Source organism: Kluyvera sp. EC_51 (assembly GCF_019584505.1).
Taxonomy (GTDB): Bacteria; Pseudomonadota; Gammaproteobacteria; order Enterobacterales; family Enterobacteriaceae; genus Kluyvera; species Kluyvera sichuanensis.
Genome location: NZ_VDAG01000085.1, coordinates 56,608 through 70,955 on the forward strand (window position 1 = coordinate 56,608; position 14,348 = coordinate 70,955).

Annotated in this window: 9 protein-coding genes; 4 read left to right on the forward strand and 5 right to left on the reverse strand. The window is 56.3% G+C overall.

Annotation, left to right across the window (positions count from 1 at the left end; genetic code table 11):
* Window positions 1-105 precede the first annotated feature (105 nt).
* Both glpG and FHC49_RS15240 read left to right on the forward strand, forming a co-directional pair.
* Entirely contained in the window at window positions 106-936 is an 831-nt protein-coding gene (gene glpG, locus FHC49_RS15235) for a rhomboid family intramembrane serine protease GlpG (RefSeq protein WP_185667337.1), read from the forward strand.
* 17 nt (window positions 937-953) lie between these two features.
* Window positions 954-1,712, forward strand: coding sequence for a DeoR/GlpR family transcriptional regulator (locus FHC49_RS15240; RefSeq protein WP_185667336.1), 759 nt, complete (start codon window positions 954-956; stop codon window positions 1,710-1,712).
* Between the two features lie 79 nt (window positions 1,713-1,791).
* Here FHC49_RS15240 and FHC49_RS15245 read toward each other — a convergent pair whose 3' ends face one another.
* Both FHC49_RS15245 and malT read right to left on the reverse strand, forming a co-directional pair.
* Window positions 1,792-3,159, reverse strand: a complete 1,368-nt coding sequence (locus FHC49_RS15245; RefSeq protein WP_185667335.1) for a glycoside-pentoside-hexuronide (GPH):cation symporter — start codon at window positions 3,157-3,159, stop codon at window positions 1,792-1,794.
* Window positions 3,160-3,346: 187 nt separating this feature from the next.
* Window positions 3,347-6,052: an HTH-type transcriptional regulator MalT gene (gene malT, locus FHC49_RS15250; RefSeq protein ID WP_185667334.1), complete on the reverse strand. Its 2,706-nt coding sequence runs from the start codon at window positions 6,050-6,052 to the stop codon at window positions 3,347-3,349.
* Window positions 6,053-6,673: 621 nt separating this feature from the next.
* Here malT and malP point away from each other — a divergent pair.
* Together malP and malQ are read left to right on the forward strand one after the other, a co-directional pair.
* Window positions 6,674-9,064, forward strand: coding sequence for a maltodextrin phosphorylase (gene malP, locus FHC49_RS15255; RefSeq protein WP_220440234.1), 2,391 nt, complete (start codon window positions 6,674-6,676; stop codon window positions 9,062-9,064).
* Window positions 9,065-9,073: 9 nt separating this feature from the next.
* Complete coding sequence (gene malQ, locus FHC49_RS15260) at window positions 9,074-11,158, forward strand: 4-alpha-glucanotransferase (protein WP_220440235.1); 2,085 nt, start codon at window positions 9,074-9,076, stop codon at window positions 11,156-11,158.
* 125 nt (window positions 11,159-11,283) lie between these two features.
* Here the strand turns inward: malQ and gntT are convergent, their stop codons facing one another.
* The 3 genes from gntT to gntX all read right to left on the reverse strand — a co-directional run bounded on the left by gntT (window position 11,284) and on the right by gntX (window position 14,329).
* The gene (gntT, locus tag FHC49_RS15265) at window positions 11,284-12,600 is read right to left on the reverse strand and encodes a gluconate transporter (RefSeq protein WP_035892130.1); all 1,317 of its coding nucleotides are present in this window, start codon (window positions 12,598-12,600) and stop codon (window positions 11,284-11,286) included.
* 420 nt (window positions 12,601-13,020) lie between these two features.
* Window positions 13,021-13,596: a Fe-S biogenesis protein NfuA gene (gene nfuA, locus FHC49_RS15270; protein WP_106925116.1), complete on the reverse strand. Its 576-nt coding sequence runs from the start codon at window positions 13,594-13,596 to the stop codon at window positions 13,021-13,023.
* A 58-nt stretch (window positions 13,597-13,654) separates the two neighbouring features.
* On the reverse strand, window positions 13,655-14,329 hold the full coding sequence (gntX, locus tag FHC49_RS15275; protein ID WP_220440236.1) for a DNA utilization protein GntX: 675 nt from the start codon (window positions 14,327-14,329) through the stop codon (window positions 13,655-13,657).
* Window positions 14,330-14,348 lie beyond the last annotated feature (19 nt).

A 14,348-nucleotide genomic window follows, 5' to 3' on the forward strand; every position in this document is an offset into this window, starting at 1 on the left:
CAGATGCCGCCTCCCGTCAGGCGGCCTTTACGCGCCGCTGCAACGCATCCGTAAGGGTTTGGGTATATACTGTCCCCTTTTGTGTGGAATAGAAGCGACCTGCTGATGTTGATGATCACCTCTTTTACTAACCCGCGCGTTGCCCAGGCTTTTGTTGACTATATGGCAACGCAGGGCGTTATTCTGACTATCCAGCAGCATACGCGTAGCGATGTCTGGCTTTCCGATGAGTCCCAGGAAGCGCGCGTGCGCGACGAACTGGAACGCTTCCTGGCAAACCCGGCCGACCCCCGTTATCTGGCGGCTAGCTGGCAGTCCGGACAGACTAACAGCGGCCTGCACTACCGTCGTTTCCCGTTCCTGGCCACGCTGAAGGCGGGCGCTGGCCCGGTGACGATGGCCATCATGGCGGCCTGCATTCTGGTCTTTATCCTGATGAGCGTGATTGGCGACCAGCCTGTGATGCTGTGGCTCGCCTGGCCGTACGATGATTCGCTGAAATTTGAGCTCTGGCGCTACTTTACCCACGCGTTAATGCATTTCTCATTCGTCCATATCCTCTTCAACCTGCTATGGTGGTGGTATCTTGGCGGTGCGGTAGAAAAGCGCATTGGCAGCGGCAAGCTGGTGGTGATTACCGTGATAAGCGCGCTGCTGAGCGGCTTTATTCAGCATCAGTTCAGCGGCCCGTGGTTTGGCGGCCTGTCCGGCGTGGTGTATGCCTTAATGGGCTATGCGTGGCTGCGTGGCGAGCGCGATCCGCAGAGCGGTATCTTCCTGCCGCGCGGGCTGATTCTATTTTCACTCATCTGGCTGGTGGCCGGGTGGTTTAACGTTTTTGGGATGTCAATTGCGAACGGCGCACACGTCACCGGGCTGGTGATTGGTCTGGCAATGGCCTTTGTCGACACGCTTAATGCGCGCAAGCGAGCATAATTTTCCAGGGATTCATCATGAAACAAACACAACGTCATGACGCGATAATCGAGCTGGTAAAACTTCAGGGCTACGTCAGTACGGAAGAGCTGGTGGAACATTTTTCCGTTAGCCCTCAGACCATTCGTCGCGATTTGAATGACCTTGCGGAGCAGAAAAAAATTCTGCGTCACCACGGTGGGGCGGCGCTGCCGTCCAGCTCGGTGAACACCTCCTGGCACGACCGTAAGGCAACTCAGACGGAAGAAAAAGAGCGTATCGCCCAGAAGGTGGCAAGCCAGATCCCGAACGGCTCGGCGCTGTTTATCGACATCGGCACTACCCCGGAAGCGGTGGCCCATGCGCTGCTCAACCATAGCGATCTGCGGATCGTCACCAACAACCTGAACGTGGCGAATACGCTGATGGCGAAAGAGGACTTTCGCATTATTCTGGCGGGCGGCGAACTGCGCAGCCGGGATGGTGGCATCATTGGCGAAGCGACGCTCGACTTTATCTCCCAGTTCCGCCTGGATTTCGGCATCCTCGGGATCAGCGGCATCGACAGCGATGGTTCGCTGCTGGAGTTTGATTATCATGAAGTGCGTACCAAGCGCGCGATTATCGACAACTCCCGCCACGTGATTCTGGTCGTCGACCATTCGAAGTTTGGCCGTAACGCGATGGTGAATATGGGCAGTATCAGCCTGGTGGATGCGGTCTTTACCGACGTTCTGCCACCGCCGGGCGTGATGCAGGTGATTGCGGAAAATGATGTGCAGCTTGAGCTGTGCTAAATCAGGTAGCCCGGACGAGGCGCGCTAGCGCCGACTCCGGGGAATCCCCGGCGTCACTTCGTTCGGCCGGGCTACGGTTTTATGACATCTGCTGCTGGAACTTGCCTTTGCTCAGATCGGCCACGATATGGTTCATGCGATCTTCCGTCAGACGGTAGTAGCGGATGGAAATGGCGGTAATCAGATAGAAGATAGCCGGCAGTACCGTAAACAGGATTAATACCCCACGGACAGCTTCTGCTGACTGCTGTTCAACCCCCGCCTGATAGCCGTAGAACGCCAGACCCCAGCCGGTGAGCGCACCGCCGATGGCGACGCCCAGTTTGATAATAAAGATATTCGCCGCCACGTTCATACCGGTAATACGACGCTGGGTTTTCCACTCGCCATAGTTGTTGGCATCGGTAATCATTGACCACTGCAGCGGGGCGTTAATACCCTGAAGAATATTAAGGACCACGTGGACGATAAAAGCTGGCATCCAATATTCGGTTGGTAGAACCAGGAACAGTAAACCAAATAAGGCGCTGAGCACGTTGACCCACACCGACGCGCGGATTTTACACATCCAGGAACCGATATATTTTGCCATCAGACTGCCAATAACGGCGGCAATGGTGGTGGCCAGCATAAAAATGGAAATAACGCTGCTGCCCTGGTGCAGAATATACTGTACGAAATAGACCAGCAGGCCACCGCGTACCACGACGCCGCAAAGCATCGCCAGGTTATATACCGATAGCACGCACCACTGATCGTTTTTCATCAGAATACGCACGTCGCGCAAAATGTTCAGGTTCTCCTCTTTCACCGGCGTAATACGCTCACGGGTGGTCATAAAGCAGATCAGGAACATGATGCAGCCGATAACGCCGAAAATCCCCATCGCCCACTGCATACCAGAGGCTCTATCGCCCGGTGCTATCAGGTCTGCCAGCGGGAGAATCAACGCGGTACCCATTGCACCGCCAATCGGCGCGACGGCGAAGCGCCAGGACTGCAGCGACAGGTTTTCCCGTGGGTCTGCGGTAATGGCCGCGCCCAGCGAGCAGTAAGGGATATTAATCGCGGTATACATTAATGTCATAAATATATACGCGACAACGGCGTAGACAATTTTCCCGGTTTGTTCGAAGTTCGGCGTGGAATAGACCAATACGCAGCTGACGGCAAACGGAACGCAAATAATCAAAAGCCAAGGACGGAAACGCCCCCAGCGGCTTTTGGTCTGATCAGCAATCGCCCCCATAATAGGGTCGGTAATGGCATCCAATACCCTGACGACTAAAAATAACGTCCCCATTACCGCTGGGGGTAATCCATAGATGTTCGTATAGAAATAAGCAAGAATGGCAACGGAGGAATCAAAGACGATATGGCTGGCGGCATCGCCAAGGCCAAATCCGAACTTCTCTTTATTACTGATTTTTTCGGTTAATGCCGACATAGGGTCACCTTTTTATTATTACGTGCCAACATACGACACCACTTATAAAAGGTGGCTCTAAGCCTGAATATTCCAATTTTTCACTTTGGACTTATGTTAATTCTCTAATGTGACGCAGCTATCTCTTTGCTATTTGGCGTAGCCGCCATCCGGCCTACGAGCGTAGTAGGCCGGAAAGCGAAACAAATTACACGCCGTACCCCATCATCTTCAGCAGCTTCTGGGCATGCTGTACCGCATCCTGACGATGCGCCACGCCGAGTTTCTGATAGAGGTTGCGGATATGCGTTTTGATGGTCGTGGCCGCCACGTCCAGCTCGCCGGCAATCTGTTCGTTGCTGTAGCCCGAATAGATAAGCCCCAGCACCTGCCATTCACGCTGGGTGAGCGGGCTGGTACGGATAAGCTCCGGCACTTCCGGGTGGTTGAGCAGGCGCTCGACGAAGCTTTCATCAAAGTGGGCAAACTTGTGACGATGATGCTGGTTAATCTCGCGCAGAATGCGCTGGGCGCGGTGCTGATCGAGCTCTGGCAACGTATTCAGCTGAATCAGCTGGCGCAACTGCTGCGCCATCGCTTCGCCTTCAATCACGAAGTGGCTGATAAAACCGGTGCGGTTGGCAAGCTGCAGCGCTTCCAGCAGCACGCGCTGGGCTTCATTCTTATTTCCCGCCTGCCAGTGCAGCTGGTTCAGCAGCAGCAGGTTGCGGTTGAGATCGCTCATCAGGCGCAGCCCACGGGCGTTTTCGTTTAACTCTTCCAGCACCATTTCGGCAGAGTCGAACTCGCCAAGCAGGATCTGCGCGCGGGCGATGTTACGCCACTGGCCCTGCAGGAAGTGGTTATTGGCAAACTCCGGCTTCGGCGTATGGCGTAGCCAGTTAGCCGCCGCTTTTTTATCGCCGACCATCTGCCAGTAAATGACCCGTACTTTATCGGCGTTGGAGACCCAATCGCTGTGGTATGTGCCGTTGCCGAGCAGGTTTTCCAGACGGTTCAAGTAGTTGCGGGCATTATCCAGATTGCCGCGCGCCAGCGAGCACTGCACCTGCAGCGTCAGACACTGAAGCTGCTGCTGCGGCTGGAAGCCGCTCAGCACTTCAATACCGGTGCGGGCAGCGGTTTCGGCCTCATCGAGGCGCGCCCATGCCCACAGCAGCTGTGCGCGGATGCGCAGCAGGAATTCGTGCATCGGAAGCTGTTCAAGATGCTGTTCGTGGATCAACTGGAAGCCTTTCTCCTGGCACTCCCAGGCGGCCTGCAGGAAGCCCTGTGCGAACAGAATTTCACTTTGCTGGATCAGGCTCCACAGCGCGTAGTGCCAGATATCGTGGCGACGCGCCATTTGTTCGGTTTGCTGCATGACGGCAATGGACTGACTCAGCAGACCTTTGCAGTGCAGCACCTCACCGTGTACTGAGGTGGCAACGATGCGGCTGTAGAAGTTCGCCAGCGGCAGCTCTTCAAGCGCTACCGTTGAGAGTCGTTCTGCTTCGTCCTGGTCACCGTCGTTAATCGCCACCTGGGCGCGCAGAGCGTTGAAATCGCCGTGCAGCGAGGTGTCCATTTCGAAGGTCATCTCCTGCTCGGCGCGGGCCAGCAGGGTATTCACTTCGCTGTAGCGGTGCTGGCTTTGCATCAGCCAGGCCTGCAGCAGCACCAGACGCGGGTTCTCCAGCAAACTTTCCCACGGCAGGGCAGAGAGCGATTCTTCCAGCAGGGCAAGCTCGCTATGGTGGAACAGGCCCCAGGCGTGGTTGAGCAGAATATCGCGCAGCATTTTCGGGTCGCCCGCCGCCAGCGCGTGATGGATGGCTTCACTTGGGAAGCCTTGCGCCATCCAGCTTTCTGCCGCGGCGCGGTGAATATCTGGCAGTTCAGCCGCCAGTTCCCACTGGCAGCGCTGACGCAGGAAACTACAGAACAGCGGGTGGTAGTTAAACCATTCGCCGGAATTATCCATACGTTGCACGAACAGCCCCTGACGCTCGATCTCTTCCAGACGCATCTGACCGTTTTCTTCGCCGGTTACGCGGGCAATCAGCGAGTCGTTCATCGAACGTAACAGCGAGCTTTTCAGCAGGAAGTTGCGGGTGTCCGGGTCAACGTTATCCAGCACTTCATCAACCAGATAGTCGGACAGGTGGCTGGCGTTAATGCCTGCTAGTCGGCGCGCGGAGTGCTGCGTGGCGTTGTTACGCTGACGCGCGGAGAGCGCAATCAACTGGAGGGCGGTGGCCCAACCGGCAACGTCATCGCACAGACGGCTGCTTTCCGCGGCCTCAATCGGCGCGGCTAAGCGGCAGTCGAAGAACTGTTTGGTTTCCGCATGGGTAAACGACAGCTGCTGGCTGCCGATTTCCAGCAGTTGGTCACGTACGCGAAGGTTGGCAATGCCCAACTGCGGCAGATTGCGCGATAGCACCACCAGCGTCAGGTTCTCTGGCTGATGGCGCAGGAAAAAGCGCATCGCATCGTGGATGACGGGGTTCGTTATCAGGTGGTAGTCATCAATGACCAAATAGAGCGGACGCTGCCATTCGCTTAATTCAATAAACAGCTGAGAGAATAGGGAGCTCAGGCTAGCGTACTGGCGTTTTTGCACCATGTTTTCGCTGGCCACGCAATGTCCCCCGGTTGCCTGCTGGATGGCGGCAATCAGGTAGCTGGCAAAGCGCTCTTGCTGATTATCGCCTTCATCAAGAGAGTACCAGCCGAGGTCGCTCATCCCTGCTGCCCATTGTGAAATAAGCGTTGTCTTTCCATAGCCAGCCGGACTGGTAATCAGCGCCAGACGATAATTGTTCGCGCCTGAAAGTTTCGCCAACAGTCTGTCGCGCACCACGGTGTGATCGAGACGGACGGGTCGACTGAGTTTTGACGGAATCAACATAGCTAATCACTTCACTGTGAGGATTGGAAAACGAGATTTTTTTGCGCTTCGTAATTAATCCATACAAAGGTCGGTCAAATGACTATGTATTGCAAGTTATGTCCTGTTTTGATGTCTGTGAATTTGCTATATGTCACACTTCTTTCTATTTAATACCATCCTCGTAGAATGCTGCTCAGAGCGCGTAAACGCTGGATTACATAACTCCTTGTAGTTACGTATAAAATAATATTTGAGCAAGAACTCAAATAACCCGCGTCTAAAGATGTTTAAGTAAACGTAAATTTCCGTAGAAACAATGCGTATTAATTTGTTGCTTATTTTCGTGATGAAACCATTTCCTTATTTGCATATTTACTGCGAAACGCTATTTCATTTTATGACCTGACGCGAAGATATCTCTGGCGAAATCCTCGACACTGGCCTTCTGAACAAGGACGGTCCGGGCTGGATGAAAATCGAGCGAATTCGCCGCCAGCGGCTAACGTTATAGTGGCGGCGATCACACTTTTCGCTCATCCCTGCGACTCCTCCCTGTCTAATCCAGGACGGGATGAGGAAGTCCACCATTCAGCCAGGCACACTAACGCCAATGTCTATGTAAAAGGATTCGAATTCGCTATGTCACAGCCTACCTTCAATCACGATTCATTCCAGGCTGCCCTGACGCGTCAGTGGCAGCGATTTGGCTTGCAGGCCGCTACCGAAATGACGCCTCACCAATGGTGGCAGGCTGTGAGCGGCGCACTGGCTGAACAGCTCAGTGCACAGCCAGTAGCGAAACCGGCTAAAGATCAGCGCCACGTGAACTACATCTCGATGGAGTTCCTGATTGGCCGTCTGACCGGCAACAACCTGCTCAACCTCGGCTGGTACGAAGGGGTGAGCGATGCGCTGAAAGCCTACAAGGTCAACCTGACCGACCTGCTGGAAGAAGAGACTGACCCGGCGCTCGGTAACGGCGGTTTGGGCCGTCTGGCTGCCTGCTTCCTGGATTCCATGGCTACCGTGGGCCAGTCGGCGACCGGCTACGGCCTGAACTATCAGTACGGTTTGTTCCGCCAGTCCTTCGATGACGGTCATCAGATGGAAGCACCTGACGACTGGCAGCGCGGCAGCTACCCGTGGTTCCGCCACAACGCCGCGCTGGATGTGCAGGTGGGCATCGGCGGTAAAGTGGTGAAAGGGGAGTGGCAGCCAGCGTTTACCATTACCGGTGAAGCCTGGGATCTGCCGGTGCTGGGCTACCGTAACGGCGTTGCACAGCCGCTGCGTCTGTGGCAGGCCAAGCACGCACACCCGTTTAACCTGACTAAATTCAACGACGGCGATTTCCTGCGTGCAGAGCAGCAGGGTATCGACGCTGAAAAACTGACTAAAGTTCTCTACCCGAACGACAACCACACGGCGGGCAAAAAGCTGCGTCTGATGCAGCAGTACTTCCAGTGCGCCTGCTCCGTGGCCGACATTCTGCGCCGCCACCATTTGGCGGGCCGCAAGCTGCATGAGCTGGCCGACTTTGAAGTGATCCAGCTTAACGATACGCACCCGACTATCGCCATTCCTGAGCTGCTGCGAGTGCTGATTGATGAGCACCAAATGCGCTGGGACGACGCGTGGGCGATTACCAGCAAAACCTTCGCCTACACCAACCACACTCTGATGCCAGAAGCGCTGGAGTGCTGGGATGAGAAGCTGGTGAAAGCGCTGCTGCCGCGTCATATGCAGATTATCAAAGAGATTAACGACCGCTTTAAGAAGCTGGTTGATGCTACCTGGCCGGGCGACGAAGCCGTATGGGCGAAGCTTGCCGTGGTGCATAACAAACAGGTGCGCATGGCGAACATGTGCGTGGTGAGCGGTTTTGCGGTCAACGGCGTTGCGGCGCTGCACTCGGACCTGGTGGTGAAAGATCTGTTCCCGGAATACCACCAGCTGTGGCCGACCCGTTTCCATAACGTCACCAACGGCATTACCCCGCGTCGCTGGATCAAACAGTGCAACCCGGCGCTTGCCGCGCTGCTGGATAAATCGCTGAAGAAAGAGTGGGCTAACGATCTCGATCAGTTGATCAACCTGGAAAAATACGCGGACGACGCGAAATTCCGCAAGCAGTACCGCGACATCAAGTTGGCGAACAAAGAGCGCCTGGTGAAGTTTGTCAAAGCGCGCACCGGCATTGAGATCTCCAGCCACGCGATTTTTGATATCCAAATCAAACGTCTGCACGAGTACAAACGTCAGCACCTGAACCTGCTGCACATTCTGGCGCTGTACAAAGAAATCCGTGAAAACCCGGAAGCTGACCGCGTACCGCGCGTGTTCCTGTTCGGGGCGAAGGCGGCACCGGGCTACTACCTGGCGAAGAATATTATCTTTGCTATCAACAAAGTGGCTGAAGCCGTCAACAACGATCCAAAAGTGGGCGACAAGCTGAAAGTGGTCTTCCTGCCGGATTACTGCGTATCGGCAGCGGAGATGCTGATCCCGGCGGCGGATGTCTCTGAGCAGATCTCCACGGCAGGTAAAGAAGCCTCTGGTACCGGCAACATGAAGCTGGCGCTCAACGGTGCGCTGACCGTCGGTACGCTGGACGGTGCGAACGTCGAAATCGCCGAACAGGTTGGTTCTGAGAACATCTTTATCTTCGGCCATACCGTCGAACAGGTGAAAGAACTTAAAGCCAAAGGCTACGATCCGCTGAAATGGCGTAAAGCCGACAAGCTGCTGGATGCGGTGCTCAAAGAGCTGGAAAGCGGCAAATACAGCAACGGCGACAAGCACGCCTTCGACCAGATGCTGCACAGCATGGGTAAACAGGGCGGCGATCCGTACCTGGTGATGGCTGACTTCGCCGCTTATGTCGAGGCGCAAAAGCAGGTCGATGTGCTTTATCGCGACCAGGAAGCGTGGACCCGTGCGGCGATCCTGAACACCGCTCGCTGCGGCATGTTCAGCTCCGACCGTTCTATCCGCGATTATCAGAAACGTATCTGGCAGGCAAAACGCTAAGGACAGGCCATGGAGAGCAAACGCCTCGATAATGCCGCGCTGGCGGCGGGTATCAGCCCAAACTACATCAATGCCCACGGCAAGCCGCAGTCTATTGGCGCCGACACCAAACGGCGTTTGCTTGACGCGATGCATCATACCGCCGCCACGGATGTGGCGGCCACGCCGGTGCCAAACGTCATGATCTGGACGTTTGGCAAGAAGATGACGCTGGCGGTGGAGGGGAAGGGCGAATTTAGCTGGATCCTCACCACGGAAGAGGGCAAGCAGTATCACGGCCAGGCAACGGGCGGTAAAACGCTCAGTCTGCCGACCCGGCTGCCGGAAGGGTATCACTCGTTAACCCTGACCCAGGGCGAAGAGCGCTGGCACTGCCGGGCGATTATCGCGCCTGAGCGCTGCTATGAGCCACAGCCGCTGAAAGAGGCGAAAAAGCTGTGGGGCGCCTGCGTGCAGCTCTACACCCTGCGTTCGGAGAAGAACTGGGGCATCGGTGACTTCGGTGACCTGAAGGCGATGCTGCCGGAAGTGGCGAAGCGCGGCGGTTCGTTTATCGGCCTCAACCCGATTCATGCGCTCTACCCGGCGAACCCGGAGAGTGCCAGCCCGTACAGCCCGTCCTCACGTCGCTGGATGAACGTTATCTATATCGACGTAAACGCGGTGGAAGACTTTGCGCTGAGCGACGAGGCGCAGGCGTGGTGGAAGCTGCCAGCAACCCAGAAGAAGCTGCAAGCCGCCCGCGACGTGGATCAGGTGGACTACACCGCGGTGACTGAGCTGAAAATGGCGGCGCTGCGCATGGCATGGAAACGCTTTGCCAAACGCAACGATGAGCAGATGGCGACCTTCCGCTACTTTGTCGATAAAGAAGGGGAGAGCCTCTACTGGCAGGCGGTATATGACGCGCTGCATGCTCATCAGGTGAAAGAAGACAAACTGCGCTGGGGCTGGCCGGCCTGGCCGAAGGCGTATCAGACTATCGAAAGCCCGGAAGTGCAGGCATTCTGTAAAAAGCACGCCGACGACGTGGATTTCTACCTGTGGCTGCAATGGCTGGCGTATACCCAGTTTGCAGACTGCTGGGAAACCAGCCAGCGCGATGCGATGCCGATTGGCCTCTACCGCGACCTGGCGGTAGGCGTGGCCGAAGGCGGCGCGGAAACCTGGTGCGACCGCGAGCTGTACTGCCTGAAAGCTTCCGTAGGCGCACCGCCGGATATTCTCGGCCCGCTGGGACAGAACTGGGGCCTGCCGCCGATGGATCCGCATATCATCGCCGCGCGTGCCTATGAGCCGTTTATTGAACTGCTGCGCGCTAATATGAAAAACTGCGGCGCGCTGCGTATCGACCACGTGATGTCGGTCCTGCGTCTGTGGTGGATCCCTTATGGCGAAACTGCTGACCACGGCGCTTACGTGCAGTATCCGGTGGACGCGCTGCTGTCGATTCTGGCGCTGGAGAGTAAACGCCATCGCTGTATGGTGATTGGCGAAGACCTCGGTACCGTCCCGGTGGAGATTGTCGGTAAGCTGCGTAAGAGCGGGGTTTACTCGTACAAGGTGCTCTACTTCGAAAATGACAGCGAGAAGAACTTCCGCGCGCCGAAGGCCTATCCGGAGCAGTCGATGGCCGTGGCGACCACCCACGACCTACCTACGCTGCGCGGCTATTGGGAAAGCGGGGACCTGACGCTCGGCAATCAACTTGGGCTTTACCCTGATGCTGACGTACTGCGTGGGCTGTATCAGGACCGCGAGCTGGCGAAGCAGGGGCTGCTGGATGCGCTGCACAAGTACGGTGCGCTACCAAAACGCGCGGGGCATAAGGCGTCGCTGATGTCGATGACCGCCACGCTGAGCCGCGGTATGCAACGCTATATTGCTGACAGCAACAGTGCCCTGTTGGGGCTCCAGCCGGAAGACTGGCTGCAGATGTCCAGTCCGGTCAATATCCCTGGCACCAGCTCTGAGTACCCGAACTGGCGGCGCAAGCTCTCCACGTCGCTGGAAGCAATGTTTGCCGACGACGGTGTGAACAAGCTGATTAAAGATTTGGACAAGCGCCGAAAAGCAGCGAGTAAGAAGAAGTAAAAATAAAAACGCCGGGGATATCCCCGGCGTTTTTGTCTCTGTTGGTTCTGTACTGCCCCGGAGTCGGTGCGATTACCGCCACGATTCGTAGCCCGGCCGAGCGAAGCGACGCCGGGGATACCGTGTTACACCACCATTCCCAGCAGCAAACAACCCACCAGACCGCAAACCGAGATAATGGTTTCCAGCATCGACCAGGACTTGATGGTCTCGCCGATAGTCAGGTTGAAGTACTCCTTGAACAGCCAGAAGCCTGGATCGTTCACGTGGGAGAAGATAACGGAGCCGGAACCGACCGCGATAACCATCAGTTCAGGGCTAACGCCGGTGGTGGCAATCAGCGGCGCCGCGATACCGCCAGCGGTGATGGCCGCAACGGTAGCGGAACCCAGCGCGATACGCAGTACGGCAGCGATAGACCAGGCCATAAACAGCGGAGACACGTTGGACTCGTGCATGATAGACGCGATGTACTTATCCACGCCGGAGTCGACCAGTACCTGCTTGAAGGCACCGCCGCCGCCGATGATCAGCAGCATCATGGCAATAATTTTAATGGAGGAGATCAGCGTATCGTTGATGTCATCCATCGAACGGCCACGGTTCAGGCCGAAGGTGAAGATAGCAATCAGCACCGCAATCAGGGTCGCCATTACCGGGTCGCCGAAGAACTCAGCGGCAGGCAGCAGGGCGTGGCCTTTTGGCAGCACCATTTCCGCGATAGCGCGCAGCGCCATCAGGATGACCGGCACCAGAGAGGTCCAGACGCTCACGCCGAAGGACGGCATCTCTGCATCGGTGAAGGTTTTCGGGTTGTGCAGACCTTCCGGGATTGGCTTGTCGATACTTTTCAGGCAGCGCGCATAAACCGGGCCCGCCAGAATAACGGTCGGGATAGCCAGCAGCGTCCCGTACAGCAGGGTTTTACCCATGTCCGCGTGGAAGATAGTGGCGATAGCGGTTGGGCCCGGGTGAGGTGGCAGGAAGCCGTGGGTCACGGAGAGCGCCGCCGCCATTGGCACGCCGACGTACAGCAATGGAATACGTGCGTTTGCCGCGATGGTGAACACCAGTGGCAGCAGCAGAACGAAGCCCACTTCATAGAACAGCGCGAAGCCGACGGTGAAGCCGGTCAGTACGACGGCCCACTGAATGTGCTTACGACCAAATTTGTCGATGAGGGTTGTGGCAATACGCTGCGCACCGCCGCAGTCCGCCAGCATCTTACCGAGCATGGCGCCGAAGCCCATAATCAGCGCCAGGCTGCCGAGGGTGCCGCCAACGCCGTTTTTAATGGAGACGATAACTTTGTCCAGGGGCATGCCCTGCATTAATCCGACGGCGAGTGCCACCAGAACCAGAGCGATAAACCCGTTCATTTTGAAACGGATCATCAGCAGTAATAAGAGGATAACCCCGATAGCTACGATGATTAATGGCATAATTTATCCAGCCTTTAATTTGTTATGGGTAACGTCACTGTTGCTGCGACAACGTCCAATTGTCCCTACAGAGGGAATAGGTACTGACTTCTTCACACCACCGTATGTTTATGACTCAGACAAAGGATAGCTGGCTATTTATTTAACGCGGTGGTGCGTGTTGCGATGATACGGGTAACATGTAGAGGTTGAGAATAACCCCAAGCATGGAAATGTGAAATCTGCGACGGTAGTCAAATTATTGGTAGGGTTATTGCAGAGTTTGGAGCGGGAATTTGCGAGGCATGTTGTGCGGTAACATGTGTAGAACGGAGAATTTCCCGGGGTCGGCGTAAACGCCTCGCCCGGGCTACCAGTGAGAGTCGCACTTGTTTGTAGCCCGGCCAGGCGAAGCGCCACCGGGACAAGCACGGCGCTAACTTAGTAGTAAGAGTGCTCGCCGCGCTGGTGTTCGGTCAGATCGCGAACGCCTTTAAGGTCAGGGAATTCAGCCAGCAGCTGCTTTTCGATCCCATCTTTCAGCGTGACGTCAATCATCGAGCAACCGTTACAGCCGCCGCCAAACTGCAGGATGGCGTAGCCGTCGTCGGTGATTTCCATCAGCGATACGCGGCCACCGTGGCCGGCCAGCTGTGGGTTAACCTGCGACTGCAGCATGTATTCAACGCGCTCCATCAGCGGGGCATCGTCGGACACTTTACGCATTTTCGCGTTTGGCGCTTTCAGGGTCAGCTGAGAACCCAGCTGATCGGTAACGAAATCGATTTCCGCATCTTCCAGATACGGAGCGCTCAGCTCGTCAACATAAGCGGTGAGCTGTTCAAATTTCAGGGCAGTATCACTTGCTTCCACCGCATCCGGCGGGCAATAAGAAACGCCGCATTCTGCGTTAGGCGTACCAGGGTTAATCACAAATACACGGATTTGTGTCCCTTCTTCCTGATTTTGCAGAAGTTTGGCAAAGTGCGCTTGCGCAGTATCGGAAATACGGATCATAGCTTTGACCTAATAGTTGACTACTTTAGTTGGTTATAATACGCCCATCGCTGGGGGTCTACAAGGTGCGACACAGACACCATACCTGAACGCTCGCCGCGCCATTTCGCAAAAGAAGCCGGGAAATCTCAGCAACGGTGCTGCCCGTGGTGACCACATCATCCACAATAACCATATGGCGACCCTGCACCGGTAATTCAAGCTGGAACGCATTTTTCAGGTTCTGTTTGCGCAGCCTGGCGCTGAGCTGATGCTGGGTGGCGGTGGGGCGTATGCGGACGATCGCCCGTGGGGTAAATTCGCAGGGCAGCCATTTCGCCAGCGCCCGGCACAACAGCTCGCTCTGGTTATACCCGCGCCGCCAGTGACGGCGCTGCCACAAGGGGACGCTGATAAGCTGCTGCGGCATGGGCCACGTACCGCCACGCCGCACGGCTAACAGCAGCAGACGCGCCAGCGCGGGGGCTAGCTCTGCCTGGCCGCTGAACTTGAAGTGGTGAATCAACGTACTGAGCGGTGGTTGATAGTCGTTTACGGTCACCAGACGCTGCCAGGGCGGCGGTTTTTGTAGGCAGCGCCCGCACGGTGCATGGGTGCTCCCCGAAGGTAAACCGCATTGCGGGCAGCGACAAATCTCGCTTTCTACCGCGTGGGTGCAGCGCGAGCAGATGCCCCACGCGGGTAGCGCTAGCGGCATTTTGCATAGCCAGCACGAGCCGTGGACTGTTAGCATAATCCCTCCTTGAACCAAT

Excerpts from the sequence above, each read along its gene's own strand:
- glpG (WP_185667337.1), top strand. The coding sequence starts at position 106 with ATGTTGATGATCACCTCTTTTACTAACCCGCGCGTTGCCCAGGCTTTT.
- FHC49_RS15240 (WP_185667336.1), top strand. The coding sequence starts at position 954 with ATGAAACAAACACAACGTCATGACGCGATAATCGAGCTGGTAAAACTT.
- FHC49_RS15245 (WP_185667335.1), bottom strand. The coding sequence starts at position 3,159 with ATGTCGGCATTAACCGAAAAAATCAGTAATAAAGAGAAGTTCGGATTT.
- malT (WP_185667334.1), bottom strand. The coding sequence starts at position 6,052 with ATGTTGATTCCGTCAAAACTCAGTCGACCCGTCCGTCTCGATCACACC.
- malP (WP_220440234.1), top strand. The coding sequence starts at position 6,674 with ATGTCACAGCCTACCTTCAATCACGATTCATTCCAGGCTGCCCTGACG.
- malQ (WP_220440235.1), top strand. The coding sequence starts at position 9,074 with ATGGAGAGCAAACGCCTCGATAATGCCGCGCTGGCGGCGGGTATCAGC.
- gntT (WP_035892130.1), bottom strand. The coding sequence starts at position 12,600 with ATGCCATTAATCATCGTAGCTATCGGGGTTATCCTCTTATTACTGCTG.
- nfuA (WP_106925116.1), bottom strand. The coding sequence starts at position 13,596 with ATGATCCGTATTTCCGATACTGCGCAAGCGCACTTTGCCAAACTTCTG.
- gntX (WP_220440236.1), bottom strand. The coding sequence starts at position 14,329 with ATGCTAACAGTCCACGGCTCGTGCTGGCTATGCAAAATGCCGCTAGCG.